At 45.4% G+C, this 25,000-nt stretch carries 28 protein-coding genes; 26 read left to right on the forward strand and 2 right to left on the reverse strand.

Annotated features, from left to right (window positions below):
- Window positions 1–44: 44 nt before the first annotated feature.
- From AS030_RS16290 to upp, 8 genes are all read left to right on the forward strand, one after another.
- Window positions 45–2,099 (forward strand): BglG family transcription antiterminator, encoded by a 2,055-nt coding sequence (locus AS030_RS16290; RefSeq protein WP_061973496.1) that lies wholly within the window; start codon window positions 45–47, stop codon window positions 2,097–2,099.
- A 12-nt stretch (window positions 2,100–2,111) separates the two neighbouring features.
- Window positions 2,112–2,393: a PTS sugar transporter subunit IIB gene (locus AS030_RS16295; protein WP_061973498.1), complete on the forward strand. Its 282-nt coding sequence runs from the start codon at window positions 2,112–2,114 to the stop codon at window positions 2,391–2,393.
- Between the two features lie 24 nt (window positions 2,394–2,417).
- Entirely contained in the window at window positions 2,418–3,788 is a 1,371-nt protein-coding gene (locus AS030_RS16300; RefSeq protein ID WP_061973500.1) for a PTS ascorbate transporter subunit IIC, read from the forward strand.
- 26 nt (window positions 3,789–3,814) lie between these two features.
- Complete coding sequence (locus tag AS030_RS16305) at window positions 3,815–4,666, forward strand: transketolase (RefSeq protein WP_061973502.1); 852 nt, start codon at window positions 3,815–3,817, stop codon at window positions 4,664–4,666.
- Window positions 4,663–5,637 carry a transketolase family protein gene (locus tag AS030_RS16310; protein ID WP_061973504.1) on the forward strand — a complete coding sequence of 325 codons (975 nt, stop codon included), beginning with the start codon at window positions 4,663–4,665 and terminating at the stop codon, window positions 5,635–5,637. Before AS030_RS16305 ends, AS030_RS16310 begins: the two co-directional genes overlap by 4 nt.
- Window positions 5,638–5,861: 224 nt before the next feature.
- On the forward strand, window positions 5,862–6,605 hold the full coding sequence (locus AS030_RS16315) for a DsbA family protein (protein ID WP_061973506.1): 744 nt from the start codon (window positions 5,862–5,864) through the stop codon (window positions 6,603–6,605).
- Window positions 6,606–6,607: 2 nt separating this feature from the next.
- A complete protein-coding gene (locus tag AS030_RS16320; RefSeq protein ID WP_061973508.1) occupies window positions 6,608–7,012 on the forward strand; it encodes a disulfide oxidoreductase in 405 nt (134 codons plus the stop codon).
- Between the two features lie 172 nt (window positions 7,013–7,184).
- Window positions 7,185–7,814, forward strand: a complete 630-nt coding sequence (upp, locus tag AS030_RS16325) for a uracil phosphoribosyltransferase (protein WP_061973511.1) — start codon at window positions 7,185–7,187, stop codon at window positions 7,812–7,814.
- 224 nt (window positions 7,815–8,038) lie between these two features.
- On the opposite strand, the gene AS030_RS16330 is transcribed toward upp, so the two are convergent.
- On the reverse strand, window positions 8,039–8,437 hold the full coding sequence (locus tag AS030_RS16330) for a DUF3889 domain-containing protein (protein WP_061973513.1): 399 nt from the start codon (window positions 8,435–8,437) through the stop codon (window positions 8,039–8,041).
- Between the two features lie 323 nt (window positions 8,438–8,760).
- Here AS030_RS16330 and AS030_RS16335 point away from each other — a divergent pair, with 323 nt between their 5' ends.
- From AS030_RS16335 to AS030_RS24360, 15 genes are all read left to right on the forward strand, one after another.
- On the forward strand, window positions 8,761–8,985 hold the full coding sequence (locus tag AS030_RS16335) for an AtpZ/AtpI family protein (RefSeq protein WP_061974176.1): 225 nt from the start codon (window positions 8,761–8,763) through the stop codon (window positions 8,983–8,985).
- Window positions 8,982–9,365 (forward strand): ATP synthase subunit I, encoded by a 384-nt coding sequence (locus AS030_RS16340; protein WP_061973515.1) that lies wholly within the window; start codon window positions 8,982–8,984, stop codon window positions 9,363–9,365. The genes AS030_RS16335 and AS030_RS16340 overlap by 4 nt, the downstream gene beginning before the upstream one ends.
- 6 nt (window positions 9,366–9,371) lie before the next feature.
- Window positions 9,372–10,082 carry a F0F1 ATP synthase subunit A gene (gene atpB, locus AS030_RS16345; RefSeq protein ID WP_061973517.1) on the forward strand — a complete coding sequence of 237 codons (711 nt, stop codon included), beginning with the start codon at window positions 9,372–9,374 and terminating at the stop codon, window positions 10,080–10,082.
- A gap of 79 nt (window positions 10,083–10,161) precedes the next feature.
- Window positions 10,162–10,374 (forward strand): F0F1 ATP synthase subunit C, encoded by a 213-nt coding sequence (gene atpE, locus AS030_RS16350; protein ID WP_061973519.1) that lies wholly within the window; start codon window positions 10,162–10,164, stop codon window positions 10,372–10,374.
- A 75-nt stretch (window positions 10,375–10,449) separates the two neighbouring features.
- Window positions 10,450–10,995, forward strand: a complete 546-nt coding sequence (atpF, locus tag AS030_RS16355; protein WP_061974178.1) for a F0F1 ATP synthase subunit B — start codon at window positions 10,450–10,452, stop codon at window positions 10,993–10,995.
- A complete protein-coding gene (locus AS030_RS16360; RefSeq protein WP_061973521.1) occupies window positions 10,992–11,543 on the forward strand; it encodes a F0F1 ATP synthase subunit delta in 552 nt (183 codons plus the stop codon). The genes atpF and AS030_RS16360 overlap by 4 nt, the downstream gene beginning before the upstream one ends.
- A gap of 19 nt (window positions 11,544–11,562) precedes the next feature.
- Complete coding sequence (gene atpA / locus AS030_RS16365) at window positions 11,563–13,065, forward strand: F0F1 ATP synthase subunit alpha (protein WP_061973523.1); 1,503 nt, start codon at window positions 11,563–11,565, stop codon at window positions 13,063–13,065.
- Between the two features lie 325 nt (window positions 13,066–13,390).
- Window positions 13,391–14,254, forward strand: coding sequence for an ATP synthase F1 subunit gamma (atpG, locus tag AS030_RS16370; RefSeq protein WP_061973563.1), 864 nt, complete (start codon window positions 13,391–13,393; stop codon window positions 14,252–14,254).
- Window positions 14,255–14,319: 65 nt separating this feature from the next.
- Entirely contained in the window at window positions 14,320–15,708 is a 1,389-nt protein-coding gene (gene atpD, locus AS030_RS16375; RefSeq protein WP_061973565.1) for a F0F1 ATP synthase subunit beta, read from the forward strand.
- Window positions 15,709–15,730: 22 nt separating this feature from the next.
- Window positions 15,731–16,135: a F0F1 ATP synthase subunit epsilon gene (locus AS030_RS16380; protein ID WP_061973567.1), complete on the forward strand. Its 405-nt coding sequence runs from the start codon at window positions 15,731–15,733 to the stop codon at window positions 16,133–16,135.
- A 209-nt stretch (window positions 16,136–16,344) separates the two neighbouring features.
- On the forward strand, window positions 16,345–16,887 hold the full coding sequence (locus tag AS030_RS16385) for a glycerol-3-phosphate responsive antiterminator (RefSeq protein WP_061973569.1): 543 nt from the start codon (window positions 16,345–16,347) through the stop codon (window positions 16,885–16,887).
- 196 nt (window positions 16,888–17,083) lie between these two features.
- Entirely contained in the window at window positions 17,084–17,911 is an 828-nt protein-coding gene (locus tag AS030_RS16390; RefSeq protein ID WP_061973571.1) for an MIP/aquaporin family protein, read from the forward strand.
- Between the two features lie 133 nt (window positions 17,912–18,044).
- A complete protein-coding gene (gene glpK, locus AS030_RS16395; protein WP_061973573.1) occupies window positions 18,045–19,538 on the forward strand; it encodes a glycerol kinase GlpK in 1,494 nt (497 codons plus the stop codon).
- A 214-nt stretch (window positions 19,539–19,752) separates the two neighbouring features.
- Window positions 19,753–21,414, forward strand: coding sequence for a glycerol-3-phosphate dehydrogenase/oxidase (locus AS030_RS16400; protein WP_061973575.1), 1,662 nt, complete (start codon window positions 19,753–19,755; stop codon window positions 21,412–21,414).
- Window positions 21,415–21,506: 92 nt separating this feature from the next.
- Window positions 21,507–22,328, forward strand: a complete 822-nt coding sequence (locus tag AS030_RS24360; protein ID WP_061973577.1) for a C40 family peptidase — start codon at window positions 21,507–21,509, stop codon at window positions 22,326–22,328.
- Between the two features lie 50 nt (window positions 22,329–22,378).
- Here AS030_RS24360 and AS030_RS16410 read toward each other — a convergent pair whose 3' ends face one another.
- Window positions 22,379–22,780 (reverse strand): DUF1722 domain-containing protein, encoded by a 402-nt coding sequence (locus tag AS030_RS16410; protein WP_061973580.1) that lies wholly within the window; start codon window positions 22,778–22,780, stop codon window positions 22,379–22,381.
- 203 nt (window positions 22,781–22,983) lie between these two features.
- On the opposite strand from AS030_RS16410, the gene AS030_RS16415 reads away from it, so the two are divergent.
- From AS030_RS16415 to AS030_RS16425, 3 genes are read left to right on the forward strand one after another with little or no spacing between them, the layout of a single operon-like run.
- Complete coding sequence (locus AS030_RS16415; RefSeq protein WP_061973582.1) at window positions 22,984–23,358, forward strand: NADH-quinone oxidoreductase subunit A; 375 nt, start codon at window positions 22,984–22,986, stop codon at window positions 23,356–23,358.
- Window positions 23,349–23,861 (forward strand): NuoB/complex I 20 kDa subunit family protein, encoded by a 513-nt coding sequence (locus tag AS030_RS16420; protein ID WP_061973584.1) that lies wholly within the window; start codon window positions 23,349–23,351, stop codon window positions 23,859–23,861. Before AS030_RS16415 ends, AS030_RS16420 begins: the two co-directional genes overlap by 10 nt.
- Window positions 23,861–25,000, forward strand: coding sequence for an NADH-quinone oxidoreductase subunit C (locus tag AS030_RS16425; protein WP_061973586.1), 1,140 nt, complete (start codon window positions 23,861–23,863; stop codon window positions 24,998–25,000). Before AS030_RS16420 ends, AS030_RS16425 begins: the two co-directional genes overlap by 1 nt.

Genomic DNA, 25,000 nt, shown 5'->3' on the forward strand with positions numbered 1-25,000 from the left:
ATGAAAGCGCTTTACAATATGATGAGATCAGGAGGGGGATCAACGTGCAACTGGAAGAAAGGCCGGCATTGCTGCTGAATCAGATTTTCTCGCTGAAAAGACCAACCATAGCCCAGCTGATGGATCAAACTCAGATGTCCAAGCGTCAGATTACGTATGATTTAGAAAAAATAAATGATTGGTTGAAGGATCAAAGTCTTCCTTCCATCTCTTATAAACGGAAAACGCAGATTGAAGTTCCCGCGCAGGTGTTTCAATTAGCGGATGCCTCCTTTGCTGCTGATTCCTTTATTTTTACGGAAGATGAGCGTCTTGTGGCCCTTTATTTGTTCTTGTTCATCAGAAGAGAGCATATCTCATCTGCCCATTTTACTGATCTATTGAAAGTCAGCAAGAACACTGTCACCGCTGATGTCAAAAAAGCCAATGCCCTCTTCGCACCGTTTTTAGTGAAAATTCATTATACCCGGGAAAGAGGATACCACCTAAAGGGCACCGAGCTGGATAAGCGGGTGCTGCTGATGAGCCATCTGACCAGGTTGTTTCAAAAACCGTCGGGAGAGAAAATCATCGGTTATGTTCTTAAGGCATCTGACAGTCCGCTCATCGTAAAAACTATTTTTTCGATTCTGCAGTCTCTTGAAAAAGAACTCAGCCTTCAGTTTGTGGAGGAACGTATGCATCAGTTTGCTTATTTCCTCCAATTCTATTACATCCGGATGCTTGAAATGAAAATGGTCCGCCTTCATCGGGATGAAATTGAATTGCTTCGACAGGACCGGCTGAATGAGCCGGCAGAACAGATTTTAGCACAGCTTCATTTGATGAAAACAGATTCGGAGGTTGCTTATCTTGTGATTCAAATGCTGGGTCTTTCTCTAGGGGATGCTTCTGTAATTCAGGATGATTACGATCTGCTGTTTCGGATCTGCGAAAGATTGGTCACAGATTTTGAATATAAGGCCTGTATTTTCTTTGAAGAAAAGAACAAGGTCGTAGAAACGCTGTATCAGCATCTCAAGCCGGCGTATTACCGGATGAAGTACCGAATCCCCATATACAATCCGCTGCTTGTCCAAATCAAGGAGGAGCATACGGAGCTATTTACGATTGTGAAAGAGCTGCTTAGTCCTGTTGAAGTTCTTTTGAACATTTCTGTTCCGGAAGAAGAAGCCGGCTTCATCACGATCCATTTTGCTGCCTTGCTGGAAAAGCCCAAACAGATCGCTGCAAGTAGGAAAAGAGCGGTTGTTGTTTGTCCGAGCGGCATCAGCTCATCCTTGATGGTTAAACACCAGCTTGAATCACTGTTTTCAGAAATCACCGTGTATAGGACACTTTCCTTAAAAGAGTTCAATGAAGGAGTAGAGCTGGACATCGACCTTGTGTTTTCAACAGTGCCGCTTCAAACGAAGGTTCCTTGTTTTCCCGTAAAACCAATAATGACACCGGTCGAAAAGGGAACGCTGCTCAATGAGGTGTATCAACACCTATTCGGAGTTCAGTATGAGCATTTGGGAGCAAAGGATATCTTGCAGACCATTGAGAAACATGCTCATATTTTCGATAAGGATGGCCTTGCACAGGCTTTGACACAATTTATGTTTCAAAAAAGAACGAACGCTAACAGGAGGAACAGACCCGTGTTAAGTGATTTAATTACGAATGAAACCATTCAATTTGCTGAGCAGGTGCCTGGCTGGGAGAAGGCAATCGAGGAAGCCGCCCAGCCGCTGCTGAAAAAAGGGGCGATCAAGCCATCCTATATTAAGGCGATGATTGAAAATGTGAATACGATGGGCCCTTATGTCATACTCGGCCAGGAAATTGCGATTCCTCATGCGAGGCCTGAGATGGGAGTGAATGAGGTGGGAATGAGCTTTTTGAAGCTCGAGGAGCCCGTTTACTTTTTAGATGATAAAAAACACCCTGTTTCTTTATTGTTCTGCATAGCTGCCATTGACAATAAGACACACTTGCAGGCTCTATCCCAGCTGACAAAGCTGCTAAGCAAGAAAGAAAATGTAAAAAAGCTGAAAGCAATGAACAGCACAGAGGAAATGCTTGGACTGATTCATGAATATTCAAAAGTTGTTTAGGAGGAAAAGAACATGAAAATTTTAGCGATTTGCGGTTCGGGTTTAGGAAGCAGTTTCATTCTAGAAATGAACGTTCAGGAGATTGCTAACGAACTTGGAGTTTCGGGTGTGGAGGTCAGCCACTCCGATTTAAGTTCAGCGACTCCTGATATGGCCGATCTTTTCATTGCGGCAAGGGACATCGCTGAGGGGGCATCCCACCTTGGAGAGGTCGTTGTCATTGACAGCATTATTGACATGGATGGCATCCGGGAGAAGTTAAGAGAAGTGTTCACACAAAAAGGAATGCTCTAAAGAGCAAAAAGGGGGAGCTAGGAAATGGGTGAAAGATTTCTTAAGCTGATGATGGATATTCTAAGCCAGCCGGCTGTGCTGGTGGCATTAATCTCACTGATTGGCCTTCTTTTGCAGAAAAAACCGGCAAGTGAAGTCATTAAAGGGACGACAAAGTCCTTTCTTGGTTTTCTTGTTATTGCAGCTGGCGCCAATATCCTTGTCGGAGCACTTGATCCCTTTGGAAAGATGTTTCAGGAAGCATTCCATGTTAACGGGGTTGTTCCAAATAACGAAGCTATTGTAGCTATGGCGCTGACAAAGTATGGTTCAGCGACAGCGCTTATCATGTTCTTCGGCATGATTGCCAACATTCTCGTAGCTCGTTTTACGCCTCTGAAATACATCTTCCTGACCGGGCATCACACGCTGTACATGGCCTGTATGTTTGCGATCATCCTTGTCGTTTCAGGGCTGAAGGGAGCGGGTCTAATCATTGTCGGTGCCATAGCCCTTGGACTGACGATGGCTATTTTTCCAGCCATGTGCCAGCCATTCATGCGCAAAATTGTCGGGAATGATAAAGTCGGGTTCGGACACTTTTCTTCCCTCGGATATATTCTGTCGGGGTTGGTCGGCAAAGTGGTTGGAAAAGGCTCCCGATCGACTGAAAAGATCAATTTTCCAAAAGGCCTCGGTTTTCTTCGTGACAGTTCGGTCACCATTGCCCTTACAATGACGATTCTCTATTTGGTCATCGCTCTTTTTGCAGGTCCGTCCTATGTCGAAAAGGAATTGAGCAATGGAACTCACTATCTTGTCTTTTCGGTGATTCAGGCGGTTACCTTTGCTGCCGGTGTATTTGTAATTCTTTCAGGCGTGCGTTTGGTCCTGGCTGAAATTGTTCCTGCCTTTAAAGGAATTTCGACCCGGCTTGTGCCGAATTCCAAACCTGCCCTCGACTGCCCGATCGTTTTTCCGTATGCACCGAACGCTGTTTTAATTGGCTTTTTCTGCAGTTTCCTTGGAGGGATTGTTGGTATGGCCATTCTGGGATGGGCAGGAGCGGTTATCATTCTGCCTGGAGTTGTGCCACACTTTTTCACCGGTGCAACAGCCGGTGTTTTCGGTAATGCCACAGGCGGCATAAGGGGAGCGACTATTGGTTCATTTGCTAACGGGCTTCTGATTACGTTCCTTCCTGTATTCCTCCTTCCGGTGCTTGGAGATCTTGGCTTTGCAAATACCACCTTCTCGGACAGTGATTTCGCCGGCACGGGCATTATTTTAGGCAATATTGCCGGTTCGTTTGGTTCAGTGGGTGTCACCCTGTTCGTTACAGCTGTTCTGGTGATTGCGGTATTATTCGGCTTGCGTAAGAAATTAAGAAATGAAGATGAAAAGATTTCTGCTTAAAGCAATAAACTACGAAGGAGGTAATCATGAGGGCTTTAATAGAAGACCTGGAACACTTTCGAGATCAAATCAGGCTTAAAACGCTCCAGGAATTGAACCACCTGGGCTTCGGACATTACGGCGGCAGCCTGTCCATTGTAGAAGCGCTTGCTGTGCTGTATGGTGAAATGTTGAATATAGACCCGTTTAATCCTCGATCAGAAGAGAGGGATTATTTTATCCTCTCCAAAGGCCACGGAGGTCCGGCCTATTATGCGACCCTTGCTTTGAAAGGCTTTTTTCCAGAAGAGCTGCTTTATACACTCAATCAAAACGGCACGTCGCTGCCTTCCCATCCGGACCGAAATTTGACGCCGGGTGTGGACATGACAACAGGATCTCTTGGCCAGGGTATCTCTGCAGCGGTCGGTGCGGCGCTATCGCATCAGCTTTCGGGACGATCCAACCGGACGTATTGCATCGTAGGGGATGGAGAGCTGAATGAAGGACAGTGCTGGGAAGCTTTTCAGTTTGCGGCCCATCATAAATTGAACCATCTGACAGTACTGGTGGACGATAACAAAAAACAGCTCGACGGACTGACGAAGGATATTATTGACCCAATAGACTTTGCCGAAAAGTTCAGAGCGTTCGGTTTTTATACGGTGAGGGCTGACGGCAGCTCGGTAAGGGAAATCTATACAGCCATTCAGGACGGGAAAGCGCAGCACAGCCAGCCGGTCGCCATTATCCTTGATACCGTAAAAGGTCAGGGAGTTCCGTATCTTGAAGCAAAGGAAGATAATCACCACATCCGCCCGAATGCACAAGATAAAAAAGCCATTCTTGAGGCAATAGCCGATCTTGAAAGCAGGCTGGGAGGAGAGGTGACTGTATGATTAATTCTGTAACAATATCCTATGAAACTGAAGATATAGAGATGAGGCAGGCTTATGCCCAGACGTTGTTGAAACTGGCAAAACAAAACCGTAATATCATCGCCCTAGAAGCGGATTTGATGAGTGCCATCTCTACTAATAAACTCCAGAATCAAATTCCCGGACAGCTGATCAACTGCGGCATAATGGAAGCCAATATGATGGGAGTTGCAGCGGGGCTCTCTATTACAGGAAAGATCCCGTTTCTCCATACGTTTGCCCAATTCGCCACTCGACGTGCCTATGATCAGTTATTCGTCTCTGGGGCTTATGCAAGGCTGAACCTGAAAATACTTGGGTCGGATTCGGGGGTAACGGCTGAGCACAACGGTGGAACGCATATGGCATTTGAGGACTTGGGGCTGATGCGTCTCGTACCGAAAGCGGTAGTCTACGAAGCGAGTGATTCCACGATGCTCACTTATCTTTTGAAAAAAATAGCGGGCGAGTACGGCATCCACTATATCCGCACGATGAGGAAAGCTGCTGTGAAGCTCTATGAGCCGGATGAAACATTTGAAGAGGGAAAAAGCAAGGTGCTGAGAGAAGGTCCGGATATCGCTTTGATGGCAAGCGGTATTATGGTCGCAGAAGCGCTAAAGGCTGCTGACCTCCTTGCAGAGAAAGGTATCCATGCTGCGGTGATCGATATGTATTCCATTAAACCGGTGGATCATGAACGGATCGTGGAGTATGCCCGAAAAACCGGGGCTATTGTCACAGCGGAAAACCATAATGCCATCGGCGGACTCGGCAGTGCAGTGGCTGAAGTTTTGAGTGAACAGGCTCCTGTGCCTCTGAGAAGAATCGGAGTCAAGGAACAGTTTGGGCAGGTTGGCAAAACAGAATATTTAAAAGAAGTGTACCATCTGACTGCAGGGGACATCTGCAGGGCCGCTTGTGAACTGATGGATGGAAAAAAACCAATATGACCGGGTTCCGGCACCGCTGAAGAAGCGGTGCTGTTTTTTATTTTATTGGTACTAAACTCTTGAACAAGATATCGCTTTCTTTAGAGCACCGAAAGTCACGAAAAATCATTCAAAAGTTAAGAGAATGTTCATTTGTAAAATAGAGAGACTTCGTATACTCTTAAATAGAACTTACTTCTGATTGATTAGTTAGTAAATAAACTTAAGGTAGTAGAGGTGAAAATATGGCGAAGCAAAAACCTAAGGGGAACAGCAAGTCAAAGCCCAAAACCAAAAATTATGTAAGAAATAAGAATCAGCGGCCGTCCAGCTGGATTTTCTGGGTGATCGGCATTATTGCGATTGGTATTGTCTTTTTATTGTTTGTTGGGAATTTCGGCAACAAAGACGACTCCAATGGAGGAGCATCCATCGATTACAAAAATCAGCCGTATTTAGGAGAAGAATCTGCAGATGTGAAGGTGCTTGAATTTGGCGATTACAAATGTCCCGTTTGCAAAAACTTTAACGAGACTCTTTTCCCTGAAATTGAAAAAGACCTGATCCAAACAGGTAAAATTAAATTTTATTTCATCAACTATCCTTTCATCAATGTGGATTCCAGACGTTCAGCGCAATTTGCTGAAACGGTTTATAGTGAACTGGGCAACGATAGTTTCTGGAAATTCCATGAGCTTCTTTATAAAAAGCAGCCGGCTGACCAGGAGGCTGAAAAGCAAGATATCTTTACTGTGGACTTCCTCGTAAAAACACTGGCTGAGGCTACCTCAAACAAAGATGCCCAAAAAGTAAAAAAGGCATTTAACCAATCAAATCACGACGAGGATGTAAAGAAGGACGAAGCCTTGGTGAGCAAGCTTGGTGTACAATCTACTCCAACCTTGTTTGTGAACGGCAAACGGTTTGAAGGAAGCACCTACGGCGACCTTAAGAAGCAGGTCGAAGAAGCTTCGAAAGGGAAGAATTAAAGATGAATAAACCTTTGCTGCTTGGTTGGGTAACAGCCATTATTGCTGTGTTGGGGTCCCTTTTCTTTAGTGAAGTCCTTCACTATGTTCCCTGTACCCTTTGCTGGTATCAAAGAATACTCATGTACCCTCTTGCTGTTTTCCTGGGTGTGGCGTTTTATCACAATAACAGCAGGATCGCTTCATACGTTCTTCCACTTTCCGGCCTCGGAGTTATTGTTTCGGGCTATCATATTGCCCTGCAAAAGGTTCCGGCCCTGAAGCAATTCGAAGTATGCAGTGCGGGTGTTCCCTGTTCGCAGGATTACATTAACTGGCTCGGCTTTATTACTATTCCGATGCTGGCGTTTGTCGCCTTTGTCATCATCACTTTATGCATGCTTGTATTAAGCAGAAGAGAAGAATAGTAGGGAATGGGGCATCCTAATGGGGTGCCCTATTTTTATGGGGAATCCCGGGATTTTAATTGGAAGCTTTTTTTACCTTGAAGTAGTGCTTCTTTTTCTGTAAAATGCGGTAGAGGTTATGTGCAAGAATTTACGGGATGGACAAGCCCGTTTTAAAAGGAGAGGTAGCAGGATGGGTAATGTTTTTGTTCTCGATCATCCATTGATACAGCATAAGTTAACACATATTCGTGACGTTGAAACAGGTACGAAAGAGTTTCGTGAGCTTGTAGATGAAGTTGCGGGATTAATGGCGTTTGAAATTACACGCGATCTTCCACTTGAGGAAGTGACCATTCAAACTCCTGTATCTGAAGCAACAATGAAAGTGATCGCCGGGAAAAAGCTTGGTCTTGTACCGATTCTTCGTGCCGGTCTTGGCATGGTAGACGGAATTCTTAAATTAATTCCGGCAGCAAAAGTCGGACACGTTGGTCTGTACCGTGATCCGGAAACACTTTTGCCTGTTGAATATTATGTAAAGCTTCCGTCCGATGTAGAGGAACGCGACTTTATTGTTATTGATCCAATGCTTGCAACAGGGGGATCTGCTGCAGCAGCCATCATGTCCCTTAAAAACAGAGGCGCAAAGAACATTAAGTTGATGTGCCTTGTTGCCGCTCCTGAAGGAATTGATCTGATTCACAGAGACCATCCTGAAGTGGATATCTATTTGGCAGCCCTTGATGAAAAGCTCAACGACCACGGCTATATCGTGCCAGGTCTTGGCGATGCAGGGGACCGTCTTTTTGGAACAAAATAAGCAACATGAGAAAAAGCGCCGGGTTTCTGGCGCTTTTGTTTTTTAGCGTATTGCGTGGCTGAAACAAAATACATCCTCCAAACAAAAAGTTCGGATTAAACTTAACGGTTTTTGGAAATACCTAGCTTATATTATGTATGGAAGGAAGGTGGACATCCAGAGAAACCATAAAAAATGCCCCTGCCAGCAGCGTGGTGTGGGCTGAGGCAAAAGCATTTTTATCATTAACTGATTTCTTCAAAGGCTACTGAAATCAATTTTCCGTCACTCGCGTTATGCAGTACCTTTACTTTGATGTCTTTTTCGACCTTATGTTCCGTTATAATAAAGTCGAAGAAGTCGATCACTGTGCCGTCAGCATTTACCCGGCGTGTGTCGTACTGATAATCACTGATGGAGCTGTTGGGGTATCTTTCCTTGGTGCGCTCCAGTGCAATTTCCCCCCATTTCGCATAATCCTGGCGCATGGATGTGTTCATATTTTGAGGTGTGCCGGAGTTGGATGGATGGGCATTCATTTGATGGGATTTAGTTCCATTTTTTCCATCGTTGACATTGTTCATGCAGGCGACAAGTATGACTAAAAAAAAGAGGAACAAAAAACCGGTTTTAGTGAGCTTCATAAGACATCCTCCCTGGATGAAGTTTGTACTGAAAAGTCTGCTCAAAAACCGGGATTTTATACAAAACTGAATAGTTCATAATGTTTATTATATCGCTATTTTCCTGGGGAAAAGCAATATTATACTGCAATTAAATAAACATATAGGAATTGTGACAGATTTTACACAAATTATATGATATTTTGCCTGTAATTGCGTTGACACCAGGGTGTCGCTATTGGTATCCTTACAAAGGGAATATGGTAAGGTTTTCATGCTAGGACACAAGTGTGTTTACTGGAAATTTTGAACTTCCTTATGATGTTCCGAAAGGAGTCCATGCGATGAGCACCGGAAGACGACCTTATAAAGCAATGGCATTAATGTCAAGTATACTTTCTGTACTTGTTGGAAGTATATTGCTTGGGCTTTTCGGCGGTAAGTGGCTGGATGGTCATATGGGAACGAGTCCACTGTTCCTCATTATCGGCTTGTTTATAGGGCTTGGAGCCGGCGTTTACGGCATGATCCGTTTATTATCCAATCGATCAGGAGAAGAACGCAAATGACCGAGTACACCATGACCTTCAGAAGATACATAAAGATCACGCTCTTTATGCTCTCTTTTTTTGTCCTCGGATACGGAGTAACGTCCTACAAATCCATCTTCCTCGGTTTATCATTCGGCACTCTGTTCAGTCTTTATAATCTTTGGAGTATGTACTCCAGTATCGAGCGGCTCGGACAAGCAGTCATTAACCAGCAGAAAGTCAGGACAATGGGTTCATTATCAAGGCTTCTCATGGGAGGTCTCGCGGCGCTAATTGCCATTAGATTCCCGCAATTCTTCAATTTGTTAAGTGTGGTAATTGGATTGATGACGGTCTATATTATCATGTTAATAGATTCACTAACTAAAACCATACGTACTCCAAAGGAAAAGAGGTGAATACAGGTGGAACACGAAGCTCCGATACATACGTTTATGGGTTTGCAATTTAACCTGTCTAACGTATTGATGATTACAGTTTCATCACTTATTGTTTTCCTAATTGCTGTACTGGCTACCCGTGCCTTGTCCATGAGACCGGGCGGAATGCAAAACTTCCTCGAATGGGTAGTGGACTTTGTAAAAGGAATCATCAACAGCACAATGGATTGGCACACGGGCGGACGCTTTCTTACACTAGGTCTTACATTACTTATGTATATTTTTGTATCCAATATGCTCGGCCTGCCATTTGCAGTAGCTTTCGACCATGAACTTTGGTGGAAATCGCCAACTGCAGATCCAACCATCACCTTAACACTTGCCGTAATGGTAGTGGTACTAAGCCACTATTATGGGGTGAGATTAAAAGGTGCAAAAGCGTACGGTGCAGAATTCTTTAAACCTTTCAAGCTTTTCTTCCCATTAAAGCTGATCGAAGAATTTGCCAATACACTAACGCTCGGCCTCCGGCTTTACGGTAATATTTACGCTGGGGAAATCCTTTTAGGCCTTCTTGTAGGGCTGGCACATAAAGGTATTTTTGCCGGTATCCTGGGGATCTTCCCGTTGATTGTATGGCAGGGATTCTCCGTATTTGTAGGTGCCATTCAGGCATTTATTTTTACCATGTTAACAATGGTTTATCTTGCCCATAAAGTGGCGGACGACCATTAATTAATATAAGTTTCGTTCATGGCCTAACCGTCAGGAACAAAAAATAAAATTGCAGGGAAAAGAAGGGAGAAATACAAAAATGAATCTTATTGCAGCGGCAATTGCAATCGGTCTAGCAGCACTAGGTGCAGGTATTGGTAACGGTCTTATCGTAGGACGTACAGTTGAGGGGGTTGCTCGTCAACCAGAACTACGCGGTACGCTTCAAACAACAATGTTTATCGGGGTTGCGTTAGTTGAAGCACTTCCTATCATCGGTGTTGTTATTGCATTTATCGTTCTTGGGAAGTAATAACAGCAAGATTTAAAAAGATCTCAATAATGGCGAAGCATGTTTCAAAACTGGAACTTTTCTTCGCCATTCCTTATGTATGACCTATTGAAGGGAGGAAATACCGTGCAATCCTTAATGTTAGGTGCGGCAACCGGTGGTGTTAACGGCGGAGATATTCTCTTCCAGTTACTAGCATTCATTATTCTAATGCTCTTATTACGCAAGTATGCATGGGGCCCGTTAATGGGAATCATGAAAGAGCGACAAAACTTTATTACGAATGAAATTGAAGCAGCAGAAGCCAGCCGCAAAGAAGCGGAAGAGCATCTTGCTACACAAATACAAGAATTGAAACAAGCGCGTGAAGAAGCACGAGCTATCATCGAAAATGCGAAAAAACAAGGTGAAGCGCAGGGTGAGGCTATTATCCAGGCTTCCCGTGAAGAAGCTGAACGCGTGAAAGAATCCGCACTGGCTGATATTGCCAGTGAAAGAGAAAAAGCTGTCGCCACTCTTCGAAAAGAAGTTGCATCTCTGTCTGTCATGATCGCTTCCAAAGTGATCGCAAAAGAACTGGATGAGCGCAGCCAGGAGAAGTTAATCCAGGATTACCTTCAAGAGGCAGGCGAAGCTAGATGAGCAAGGATCTTACTGTAATTGCAAAACGCTATGCATCAGCTCTTTATGAAGTGGTTGGACAAGAAAACCTTGAGCAGTCTGAGGCTGAGATTCGTGTAGTCAAGGATGTTATGGAAAGCAACCGTGACATTCAAAAGCTATTGAACCATCCGAAAATTTCTGTTGAAGAGAAAAAACAGATTGTAAAAGAAAGCCTTGGCACAGACATTTCCAAACCGGTTCTGAACACTATTTTATTGCTGATCGATCGCAACCGAGAGAACATTATCGCGGAAATGGCTGGCCAGTTTATTGAACTAGCAAATGAATCGCGCGGCATTGCTGAAGCAACGGTTTACTCTGTCCGCCTGTTGTCACAGGATGAAAGAGCCCGTCTTGAAGAAACCTTCGCAAAGCGAGTGGGCAAACAGCAGCTGCGCATTGAAAATATTATTGATCAATCCCTCGTTGGTGGGATGAGAATCCGCATTGGCAACCGTATTTTTGACGGAAGCATCCGCGGCAAACTAGAGCGTATCGAGCGCCAATTAGCCACTACACAAGGCTAAAAAGATAGGGGTGAAATTCATGAGCAACATTAAAGCTGAAGAAATCAGTGCTTTAATAAAAAAACAGATTGAAAACTATCAGTCTGAAATCGAAGTAAACGACGTCGGTACAGTTATTCAGGTCGGTGACGGTATTGCCCGTGCCCATGGATTGGATAATGTAATGGCCGGCGAGCTTGTTGAATTTTCTAATGGGGTAATGGGTATGGCCCAAAACCTTGAAGAAAACAACGTAGGTATCATCATCCTCGGGCCATATCAGGAGATCCGCGAAGGCGACGAGGTTAAACGTACAGGACGCATCATGGAGGTTCCGGTCGGACCAGAACTTCTTGGACGCGTAGTTAACCCACTTGGTATGCCGATTGATGGCAAAGGACCTGTTGAAACAACAAAAACTCGTCCAATCGAGCAGAAGGCGCCAGGCGTTATGGCTCGTAAATCAGTACACCAGCCGCTCCAAACAGGAATCAAAGCGATCGACGCTCTTGTTCCAATCGGCCGCGGTCAGCGTGAGCTCATCATCGGTGACCGTCAAACCGGTAAAACAGCTGTAGCCATTGATACGATCATCAACCAAAAAGATCAGGACATGATTTGTATCTATGTTGCTATTGGACAAAAAGAGTCCACTGTTGCAGGTGTTGTAGAAACGCTTCGTGAACAAGGGGCGCTGGACTACACAATTGTTGTATCTGCAAGTGCTTCCCAGCCGGCTCCTCTTCTTTTCTTGGCTCCGTATTCCGGTGTTTCCATGGCTGAAGAGTTTATGTGGGATGGCAAGCATGTGTTGATTGTTTATGATGACCTTTCTAAACAAGCAGCAGCTTACCGTGAACTTTCCTTGCTTCTTCGCCGTCCTCCGGGCCGTGAAGCTTATCCAGGGGACGTTTTCTACCTTCACTCTCGCCTTCTTGAGCGTGCAGCAAAACTAAACGATGAGCTGGGCGGCGGTTCCATTACGGCACTTCCATTCATCGAGACTCAAGCAAGTGACGTGTCGGCATATATTCCGACAAACGTGATCTCCATCACAGACGGACAAATCTTCTTGCAGTCTGACTTGTTCTTCTCCGGTGTACGTCCTGCCATCAACGCGGGTATTTCTGTATCCCGTGTAGGTGGAGCGGCGCAAATTAAAGCAATGAGTAAAGTATCTGGTACACTCCGTCTTGACCTGGCTTCATTCCGTGAGCTTGAAGCATTTGCTCAATTTGGTTCAGACCTCGATAAAGCGACTCAAGCAAAACTTAACCGTGGTGCACGTACAGTAGAAGTCCTGAAACAAGGCCTTCACAAACCGCTGAGAGTAGAACTTCAGGTTGCCATCCTGTTTGCATTAACAAGAGGCTACCTTGATGATGTTCCAGTCGAAGATATCACACGTTTTGAAGAAGAGCTTCATGCTTATATGGATAACAACGCTAAAGACGTACTCAACCAGATCAAAACCACTGGAAAACTTCCAGAAGGCAGCGAACTGGACGATGCGATCAAAGCATTTAAGAAGGTATTTGCTTAAAAAAAGAAAAGCTGAAGCCGCTGTTAAAAGACGAAAATCGTTGGAACTCTTGAGCGGCAACACGCTTTTTGTGTTGAAGTGAGAGAGTGAAACGGTCGAGTCTTTAGCGGCTGAAGCTGGATCACAAAGAAAAGCTGAAGTGCCCGTTTAAGCCCGACAAGCGCTGGAACTCTCACTCAGCAACACGCTTTTTGTGTTGAAGGGTGAGAGTGAAGCGACCTCGAGGGATTGGGCACTGAAGCTGGATCACAAGCTAACAGTAAACTTTAAATAAACTGCAGGATGCCTGGTGCATCCTGCAACCAGCTTAACCCAAAGGTGGTGAATACGAGTGGCATTACGAGATATTAAAGCGAGAATTGACGCAACAAAAAAGACGAAGCAGATTACGAAGGCCATGGAAATGGTATCTGCAGCAGCATTGAACCGTGCAGAGCAAAACACGAAACGATTTACTCCTTATATGGATAAGATGCAGGAGGTCGTAACCAGCATTGCTTCCGGAAGCAGGAGTGCACGCCATCCCATGCTTGCCAGCCGTCCTATAAAGAAAACGGGCTATTTTGTCATCACGGCGGACCGTGGTCTGGCGGGGGCATATAACTCCAATGTGTTGCGTCACGTTTACCGCACAATTAACGAGCGACATCAGTCTCCTGACGAATATGCGCTTATTGTTGTCGGAAAGGTTGGTCTTAACTTTTTCAAAAGGCGCAACATGACAATCATCGACAGCATTACGGGTCTGCCGGATCAGCCGTCTTTTGCTGACATTAAAGCTATCGCAAGCAAGGCGGTTGGTTTGTATGCGAACGAAACGTTTGATGAACTATACATGTATTACAACCACTTCGTCAGTGCGATCCAGTCAGAACTTACGGAACGAAAAGTTCTTCCACTAACTGGTTTTGAAGGAACAGTCAGCTCAAATGCTGCTTACGAATACGAGCCTTCCGAAGAAGAAATTTTGGAAGTTCTCCTTCCACAGTACGCGGAAAGCTTGATTTACGGAGCGCTTCTGGATGCAAAGGCAGCAGAACATGCTTCTCGTATGACGGCAATGAGAAATGCGACTGACAATGCAGACGATTTGATCGGCCAGTTTACACTCACCTATAACCGTGAGCGTCAGGCGGCCATTACTCAGGAAATTACCGAGATTGTCGGCGGGGTTGCGGCACTCGAGTAGATTTTTATACATGCCTTAATCAGGCATACGGCACAAAGATGTGCCAGAAGTTAGGAGGGGAAACGATGAATAAAGGGTATATCACCCAGATTCTTGGACCTGTTGTCGACGTTAAATTCGATGACAGTCTTCCGGAACTTTTAAATGCATTAACAGTTGACGCTGAAGGCGTTAATTTAACACTAGAAGTTGCCCTTCACCTTGGTGACAACACCGTCCGTACCATCGCGATGGATTCTACTGATGGTCTTGTTCGAGGTATGGCAATCAATGATACTGGTAAACCAATCTCCGTTCCTGTAGGAAGTGCAACACTTGGACGTGTATTTAACGTTACTGGAGAGCACATTGACCTTGGAGAGGCAGTTCCAGCAGATGTTCGCCGTGATCCGATTCACCGCGGAGCGCCATCTTTCGAAAACCTTACAACAAAAACGGAAATTCTTGAAACTGGAATTAAAGTCGTTGACCTTATTGCTCCATACGTTAAGGGTGGTAAGATCGGTCTTTTCGGTGGTGCCGGTGTAGGTAAAACCGTACTTATCCAGGAATTGATCAATAACATCGCGCAGGAGCACGGCGGTATTTCCGTATTCGCAGGTGTAGGTGAGCGAACTCGTGAAGGGAACGACCTTTACCATGAGATGAGTGACTCTGGCGTTATCAGCAAAACAGCAATGGTATTTGGACAGATGAACGAGCCTCCTGGAGCGCGTGCACGTATCGCTCTTTCCGGTCTTACAATGGCTGAATTCTTCCGTGATGAAGAAGGACAGGACGTATTGTTCTTCGTGGATAACATCTTCCGTTTCACACAAGCAGGTTCTGAGGTATCCGCGCTTCTTGGCCGTATGCCATCTGCGGTAGGTTACCAGCCGACACTTGCTACAGAGATGGGTCAGCTTCAAGAACGTATCACATCTACGAAAAAAGGTTCTGTTACATCGATCCAGGCGATCTACGTACCGGCGGATGACTATACTGACCCGGCTCCGGCAACTGCGTTTGCCCACTTGGATGCAACAACAAACCTTGAGCGTAAATTGACTGCTATGGGTATTTATCCTGCGGTGGATCCATTGGCTTCTACTTCCCGCGCCCTTTCTCCAGAGATTGTAGGCGAGGAGCACTATTCCATTGCCCGTCAAGTGCAGCAAACGTTGCAGCGCTATAAAGAACTTCAAGATATTATTGCCATTTTGGGTATGGACGAGCTTTCTGAAGAAGATAAATTGGTTGTACAGCGTGCGCGCCGCATCCAGTTCTTCTTGTCTCAAAACTTCCACGTTGCGGAACAGTTTACTGGTCAAAAAGGTTCATACGTGCCTGTTAAGGAAACAATCCGAGGATTCAGAGAAATCCTTGATGGAAAGCACGATGACCTTCCAGAGGATGCATTCCGTCTTGTAGGTTCTATTGATGAAGTTGTTGAAAAAGCAAAAACGATGGCCTAAACCTATAAGGGGGTAAGACGAAATGAGAACGTTAGACGTAAGTGTAGTCACCCCTGATGGTCCTGTGTTTGAAGGAACGGCAGAAATGGTCAGTTCAAAAGCAAAAAGCGGTGAGCTGGGTGTCTTGCCAGGACATATTCCGTTGGTTGCTCCTTTAACCATCAGTGCAGTACGTGTGAAACAAGATGGAAAAACACAATATGTGGCCGTTAGCGGTGGATTTATCGAAGTTCGGCCTGAAAAAGTAACAATCCTTGCTCAAGCTGCTGAACTGGCAGATGAGATTGAGGTCAATCGCGCTGAAGCAGCTAAAGAGCGTGCTGAGCGCCGTTTGGCTGAGACCAATCAAAGCGATTTGGACCAGGCGAGAGCAGAATATGCTCTTCGCCGCGCGATCAACCGCCTTGATGTGGCCAAACACAGATAAATGAACAGTCAAATGGGGCTGTCTGAAAGTCAAAAGACCTTCAGGCAGTCCCATTTTGCGTAAAAAGCATCCCTGAAAAGTTGATTGTAGTGGAAAGCGAGCGGGCTGGAACGAAAATCAACAGCTTCCAGACTTCTTGGACAGTCCTATTTTTCGTTTCTACATAAAAAAGGATATAATAAGGAAAACTCGGCTTGGGAGGTATACCTATGACATTTCAAAACCAAACCGTATTGCCGGCCGTCCGAAAATGGAAGGACCTGGAGAAGCTGCTGGACACCTCCTATACCTATATCGTCATCTTGGACAGCCACATTGCCCAGCTGAAGGATATGGTAAGACTGGCGGGACGGGCGAACAAGAAACTTTTCGTTCATGCCGACCTGATCAGCGGCCTGAAGGCGGATGAATATGCGGCAGAGTTTATCTGTCAGGAAATCAAACCGGCAGGCATCATCTCCACAAGAAGCAACGTGATCGCCACTGCCAAGAAAAAAGGTGTAATTGCCATTCAACGTTTGTTTCTTCTCGATTCCATTGCACTCGAAACCAGTTATAAAATTATCACAAAAACCCAGCCGGATTACGTTGAAGTGCTTCCTGGACTCATGCCCAACATCATTCAGGAGGTTCACGAAAAAACGGGGATACCCGTGTTTGCCGGCGGCTTGATCCGCACAAAAGAGGAAATCGAACTGGCGATTAAAGCTGGAGCTGTGGCAGTAACCACCTCGGATAAAGAGTTGTGGTGAGGGTGATTCCTTTTATTCCCTCGCCGCGCTTTATTGACAGCGTTTGCAAACTGTGTTTAAATAATAGACAAGTTAATATTCTGACGGAGAATCGGAGATCAGCGGAAGCCCTTACATGTATGTGTGGGATTTTTTTGCTGGTCTTTTGTTTTGAATAGGATATTATCGTTGCTAAAATTGAGAGGAGTGTTGCAGAATGTCACCGATACTGGGAGAAGTTGTAGGAACCATGATTTTGATTATATTTGGTGGTGGAGTTGTCGCCAACGTCAGCTTGAAGAAATCCAAGGCAGAAGGCGGAGGATGGATCGTCGTAGCTTTGGGATGGGGACTCGCGGTAGCGATGGGGGTATATGCGGTTGGAAATGTAAGCGGTGCGCATCTTAACCCGGCCGTCACATTAGCATTGGCTGCCGTCGGAGAGTTCAGCTGGTCGCAGGTTCCCGGCTATATCCTGGCCCAGATGCTGGGTGCATTCCTTGGAGGGGTTATTGTTTATTTTCAGTTCCTTCCGCATTGGGAAAAAACAGAAGACAAAGCCGTTAAATTGGGAGTTTTCTCGACAGACCCTGCAATACCACATACATTATCGAACCTTTTAAGTGAGTTCATTGGAACAGCCGTTTTGCTGGTAGGACTTTTGGCAATAGGCGCGAATAAATTTACAGAAGGACTTAACCCGTTAATTGTTGGTTTTCTAATTGTGGCGATCGGATTATCCTTGGGTGGTACTACCGGTTATGCCATCAACCCGGCGCGTGACCTTGGACCGAGACTGGCCCATTTCTTCCTTCCAATCAGCGGAAAGGGAGGATCCAACTGGAAGTACGCTTGGATCCCTGTAGTGGGACCGATTCTCGGAGGCGTTTTTGGAGCACTTCTGTATGAGGTATTGTTCAAGGGCAAAGTAACCGCTTTCTTCTGGAGCTGGACAGTATTATCTGCTGTTGTCATTGCGGCCGCCCATTTTGCCGGTAAACGGGGCACCCACAGCTTTACACACGGCGAACGAATCAAGAACTAAATATAGTTGTAAAAGCGAGCTATCTAGAAACGAAAATCAACCACTTCCAAGAGCTACAAAGTTTACGGAAGCCGTCAAATAAAAAATATGCATCAAAAAAACCAGTTATTTTTGTAAAGGAGAGGAAAAGAACATGGAAAAGAAATATATTTTATCTCTCGATCAGGGGACAACAAGCTCAAGGGCCATTCTTTTTAATAAAGATGGCGAATGTGTCAATGTGGCGCAAAAGGAGTTCACACAGCATTTTCCCAAACCGGGCTGGGTAGAACACAACGCACAGGAAATTTGGGGCAGTATTTTGGCTGTGGTCGCTCAAGTACTGGAGGGTACCAATACATCTCCTAAGGAAATCGCAGCAATTGGCATCACCAATCAGCGGGAAACAGCGGTCGTCTGGGATAAAAACACTGGTAAACCGGTCTACAATGCGATTGTTTGGCAATCCAGACAGACCGCAGACATTTGCGAAGAGTTAAAGGAACAAGGATATAACGATTTATTTAGAGACAAAACAGGATTGCTTATTGACGCTTATTTTTCCGGAACAAAAGTGAAATGGATCCTGGACAACGTAGAAGGCGCGAGGGAAAAGGCAGAAAACGGAGACCTTCTGTTTGGAACGATTGATACTTGGCTTCTTTGGAAAATGACTGGCGGAAAAGCTCATGTTACGGATTATTCCAATGCTTCACGTACGTTGATGTATAACATTTATGATCTGAAATGGGATGAAGAATTGCTGGACATCCTGGGTGTACCGGCGTCCATGCTTCCTGAAGTAAAATCTTCTTCTGAAGTTTACGGACACACCATTGATTATCACTTTTTCGGTGAAAGTATTCCAATTGCCGGCATTGCGGGAGACCAGCAGGCTGCCCTGTTTGGACAAGCTTGTTTTGAAACCGGTATGGCGAAAAACACCTATGGTACAGGATGCTTTATGCTCATGAATACAGGTGAGAAAGCCGTGCGTTCGGAGCATGGGCTGTTAACGACACTGGCCTGGGGCATTGACGGAAAAGTTGAGTACGCGCTGGAAGGAAGCATTTTTGTTGCCGGTTCCGCGGTTCAGTGGCTTCGTGATGGCTTGCAGCTTATTCGTACCTCTCCTGAAAGTGAGGATTTGGCGACCCGTGTGACTTCTTCCGATGGTGTTTACGTAGTCCCTGCCTTTGTTGGATTGGGAACTCCGTATTGGGACAGCAAAACACGTGGTGCAGTATTCGGTTTAACACGAGGTACCCAAAAAGAACATTTTGTTCGTGCCACACTGGAATCCCTTGCTTTTCAAACACGTGACGTGCTGACAGCTATGGAAGCCGACTCCAATATTGAATTGAAAAAGCTTCGCGTGGACGGAGGGGCGGTTATGAATAACTTCCTCATGCAGTTCCAGTGCGATATCCTTGGTGTTCCTGTAGAACGTCCTGAAATCAATGAAACCACAGCGCTTGGAGCCGCGTATCTTGCCGGTCTTGCAACTGGTTTCTGGAAGGGCCGCGAAGAAATTGCGAACAAGTGGAAAGTGGAAAGAGATTTTGATGTGGAAATGGAAGAGAAGGAACGAGAAGACCTTTATAAAGGCTGGAAAAAAGCAGTTGAAGCCGCGCGGGTTTTCCAATAAACCAAAAGCACACCATTTGCACTTTCCGGGATAACTTGTTATGATACAATCATAAGTTAATAACGGTCGGAGCTATGGAGAGACCACAATACCTTGTACATGGATACAGGGGTATTGTGGTCTCTTTTTTATTCTCTGAGTAAAATTAGGTGCTTTAATTGTGGAAATTTAGGAAATGAATAAATTGATGGAATGATGAAGGAGTGGCGTTGATATGGATATTTCATTTTCAAGCAATAAAAGAAAGCAGTATATTCAGGACATGAAAGACTCGTCCCTGGATCTGTTGATCATCGGAGGCGGGGTTACTGGAGCAGGGATTCTTCTGGATGCCACCACGCGCGGTATGAAAGCAGGCGTGTTGGAAATGCAGGATTTTGCCGGAGGTACATCCAGCCGTTCTACAAAACTGGTCCATGGCGGACTTCGTTATTTGAAACAGTTCGAAGTGGGCCTTGTGGCAGAAGTGGGGAAAGAACGTGCGATCGTTTACGAAAATGCACCACATGTAACCACACCAGAGTGGATGCTTCTTCCCTTCTATAAAGAGGGAACGTTTGGCAAATTTTCAACTTCCATTGGCTTGAAGGTTTATGACTTCCTGGCTGGAGTAAAGCGGAACGAGCGCCGTTCCATGCTGACCAAGGAAGAAACAATGAAACGGGAACCACTGCTCAAAAGTAAAGATCTGCTCGGCGGAGGTTACTATGTTGAGTATAAAACCGACGATGCACGTCTTACGCTTGAGATAATGAAAGAAGCAGCAGCCCGTGGGGGGAAAGCCGTAAACTACATTAAAGTAGTTGATTTCATCTATGATCAAAGCGGAAAACTGCTTGGCGTTAAAGCAGAAGATACGATTACTGGTGAAACGCATGAAATTTATGCGAAGAAAATTGTAAACGCAGCAGGTCCTTGGGTGGATCAATTGCGTGATATTGATAAATCCAAAAAAGGTAAAAGAATTCACCATACAAAAGGAATTCATCTTGTGATCGACCAGGAGCGGTTCCCGTTGCACCAGGCTGTTTATTTTGATACACCGGACGGCCGTATGGTATTTGCGATTCCTCGTGATGGCAAAACGTATGTGGGTACAACTGATACAGATTACAAAGGAGATCTTAAAAATCCAAGAATTACGCATGATGACGTCAATTATGTCATTAACGCCATCAACTTTATGTTTCCGGAGGTGAAAATGACGGAAGCAGACATTGAATCTTCCTGGTCGGGATTACGCCCATTGATTCATGAAGAAGGAAAAGATCCTTCTGAGATTTCAAGGAAAGACGAAGTATTCTTTTCTCCTTCTGGATTGATCACAATTGCCGGAGGTAAATTAACCGGATACCGAAAAATGGCTGAAAAAGTAGCAGATATCGTAGCCGGACAGCTTGAAAAAGAAATTGGCATCAAATATGACACAAGCAATACCAAGCACCTGGTGCTTTCCGGCGGAAATGTCGGCGGAAGCAGCCATTATCCGGAGTTCATCCGGGAAAAGACAGCAGAAGGGCTTAACCTTGGTTTAAGCCAAGAAGATGCAGAGCAGCTGGTTAAAAAGTACGGTTCCAATGTTGACCGTTTGTTTGAAATCATCCGTGACGGTAAAAAAGAAGCCGAGTTGAACAACTTGCCAGTCAATGTATATGCCACATTGGTCTATGCAATGGATGAAGAGATGGCTACAACTCCTGCCGATTATTTTATCCGACGTACAAGCGCGATGTATTTCGATATCGCGTATGTTCGCCAATGGAAGGAAAAAGCGATTGCGTTTATGGCGAAGCATTTGAACTGGACGCCAGAGCAAACACAAGAGCATACGGAAGAACTGGAGCGCCAAATGAGCTACAGCACACAAGCTGTTTAATCGTTTTTTATGTAACTTTTTCCATTAAGTGGCGACTAATCGATTGTGCACAGAATTCTTGAGCGCAAATCAAACGGTCGGAGGTATGTAAGATGAAGAAATGGATGGCCGCTGCTGTTGTTGCAGCAAGTTTAGTAACAGGAATGACAGTTGGAGGAGTGCAGCCCGCCGAAAACGTTTATGCAGCTGCAAAAGATGACATTCCGTTTAATGTGAATCCGGTTCAAATCTTTTTTAAGTTTGCCATTCCAAATGCCAAGGAAGCTCAAAGGCAGTTTGCCAAGGAAGCAAAAATGGATGTTGTGGTATTCAAAAAGAATGTGAAGGAGTTCCAGCTTCAGCGTCTGACTGAAGTGGGACATGAAAAGGGGCAGATTGAATTTTCCGCAACATTCTTTGCAAAGCTTAACAAGTCTTATAAAGGAACGCTGTCAGAAGGCTATAATCATCTTTATTTTATGGTAAAGAAAACAGGAAACATGGAATATACCATTACGTCCTGGAGTAAAGAAAAGCAGATTAAAAATGATATGGTCGATAATTATTTCGGCGATCAGGCCGCGGCCGTAGCTGTAAAGAACATCGGAAAGCCATTTAAAATGGGGGGAACAACACCAAAAGGATTTGATGCGAGCGGGTTTGTCCTTTATTCGTATCAAACAGCCGCTCAATTAACGCTTCCTCGTACGGTTGCTGATCAATACAAGGCGGGAACTTCCGTTAAGGCCGCCAAGCTGCATAAAGGTGACCTTGTTTTCTATGATTTAGTCGGAAAGAAAAAAGCAACCTTCGTAGGGATATATAATGGAAATCAGACCTTTATCGGCGCAACGACAAAGGGAGTAAGAGCAGTAAAAATGACCGATTCCTACTGGAAAACCAAATACATTGGAGCAAGGCGTGTGCTGGAATAGAAAATGCGCTCGTCAGGGGTGTCAGGGCTTTTACAAGAAGCCCCGGCACCCTATTTTAATATGGAGGATTGACTGAGATAAGGTTGAGGGTGCGAGGCTAAAAGGGTTTTTTTAATATAGTTCAGCAGATGTTCAGCGGCCGGCTCCCCTTTGTCAAATTCATCAGGAAGGGATGAACAGTTCTCCAGCCGTTCAAAGAACTCGTCTTTTTCCTCCTGTGTGGCCCCTCTTTTAAAATAGCCCCATAAATGCTGGGATGTATTGTTGAATCCCTTTTTGGTATACGGTACCTGTTCCAATTCTTTTAGCTCTTCCAAAATGGCTGCATAATCTTCTTCCTCTTTTGCTTCGCGGAATCTGTCTCTGATGCCGCTGTAATACCGATAGCTTTTGGCCATCACTTCGTATTTCTGTTGGGCCCACTTCTTTTCAGCTTTCTTTCTTGTATCCATGTTTTCTCTCCTTTTTTTCAATGTAGCATTGGGAATCCATCTCCTCAAGGCTGAACGTCATTCTACCCGCTGAACAAGCACATATACTCTATAGTGGGGCAGAACTCCTGCTACCTCCGTATTGTCGACACAAATATTGGAATTTGCTATAATGAAGACGATTACATAATGTTTGAAAAATTCAGATGATTAGGGGGTAAGAGATGGACGCTATCCACATTTACCAGAACAATTATCTAGTTGTTGCCGTCTTTCTTGCGCTGGGTATTCTTTTGCCGGTGGGAGCTTTAACTGCAGGCAGGCTGCTTCGGCCGTATAAGCCAACAAAGGAAAAGTACACGACCTATGAAAGCGGAATTGAACCTTTTCATCAAAGCTGGATTCAATTTAATGTACGATATTATTTGTTTGCTCTCATGTTCGTCATTTTTGATGTGGAAACCGTATTTTTGTATCCTTGGGCAGTCGCTTATGATCATCTGGGTGCCTTTGCGCTGATCGAAATGGGTATTTTCATTGTGATGCTTGCGCTTGGTTTACTATACGCATGGAAGAAGAAGGTGCTGAAATGGATCTGAAGCTTTCCGATATTTCTCCTGAAGAAAAAGCAGAGCTTGAACGCAATGTATTTATGGCCACCCTCGAACAGATTAAGGCCTGGGCAAGGAGCAATTCTCTTTGGCCGCTGACATTCGGTCTGGCCTGCTGTGCGATAGAAATGATGGGAACCGGTTCCTCTCACTATGACCTTGACCGTTTTGGAAGCATATTCCGGACATCTCCGCGTCAGTCGGATGTGATGATTGTGTCGGGAACCGTAACGAAAAAAATGGCCCCGGTGCTGAAAAGGCTGTACGATCAAATGCCCGAGCCAAAGTGGGTCATTGCCATGGGTTCTTGTGCAACCGCTGGTGGTCCTTATATTAAGTCCTATGCGGTTGTTAAGGGAGTGGACCAGATTGTGCCGGTTGACGTGTATATCCCTGGATGCCCGCCGAACCCTGCTGCTTTGATATATGGCATCAATAAATTGCAGGAAAAGATCCGGTATGAAGCGAAGACAGGGAAGAAGGTGATGTAATGCCAAACGAACATGATGGAACACCGCCTGAATCCAATGAGTCGTTATCAAAGGAAGAGTTGAAAAAGCGTGCAGCCGCTGAAGCGAAGGCGAAAGCACTGGAGCTTGCCAAACAAAAAGCGCTGGAAAAGAAAGAAGAAAGTGAACCTGCAGAAAAGAGCAATGAACCAGATGATACTTTAGCGAAGGATAAAGCTCTTGCTGCAGCCAAAGCGAAGGCCGCCGCAGCGGCAAAGGCCAAAGCAGCAGCTGCTGCGAAAGCAAAAGCCGCCCGTGAAGGTGCATCAGACGGAGCGGCCACAGAAGATGAAAAAGCTCTTGCTGCAGCCAAAGCGAAGGCCGCCGCAGCGGCAAAGGCCAAAGCAGCAGCTGCCGCTAAGGCAAAAGCCGCCCGTGAAGGCGCATCAGACGGAGCAGCCACAGAAGATGAAAAAGCTCTTGCTGCAGCCAAAGCGAAGGCTGCCGCAGCGGCAAAGGCCAAAGCAGCAGCTGCCGCGAAAGCAAAAGCCTCCAGGGGAGGAGCGGCAGACTCCTCTGATGCATCCGATGAAAAAGCCAAAGCGATAGCAGCCGCGAAAGCAAAAGCTGCCGCTGCGGCACGGGCAAAGGCAGCAGCAGCCGCAAAAACGGCTGATGAACCTGCCGAGGAACAAAAGCCTTCTCCTCTTCAGCCGCTTTTGGATAAATATAAAGCCATCATCCAAAAAGAATTGGGAGACGGCGCACTGGGAGACAGCTACATCAACCTGTTGTCCAAGGATGTTCCGACTCTGGTTGCCCAACCGGATACATATTTTAAAATCGCCCAGTTGTTAAAACACCACGAAGAACTTCGTTTTGATTATTTATCAGAACTTCATGCCACAGATTTTGAGACTCACCTGGAAGTGTACACCCATTTTTACTCCTACTCACACCGTTGTCCCGTCGCACTTAAAGTAAAAATAAACAGAGAAGAAGCGGTCATCGACTCCCTGGCTCCGTTATGGGCGGGCGCCGACTGGCCCGAACGAGAAGCATATGATCTGATCGGAATTACCTTCAAAGGGCATCCGAATTTAACAAGAATTATGATGCCGGATGATTGGATCGGACATCCGCTCCGCAAAGACTACGAACCCTATGACGTGGAGGTGTAG

Source organism: Fictibacillus enclensis, assembly GCF_001457035.1.
GTDB lineage: Bacteria > Bacillota > Bacilli > Bacillales > Fictibacillaceae > Fictibacillus_C > Fictibacillus_C enclensis.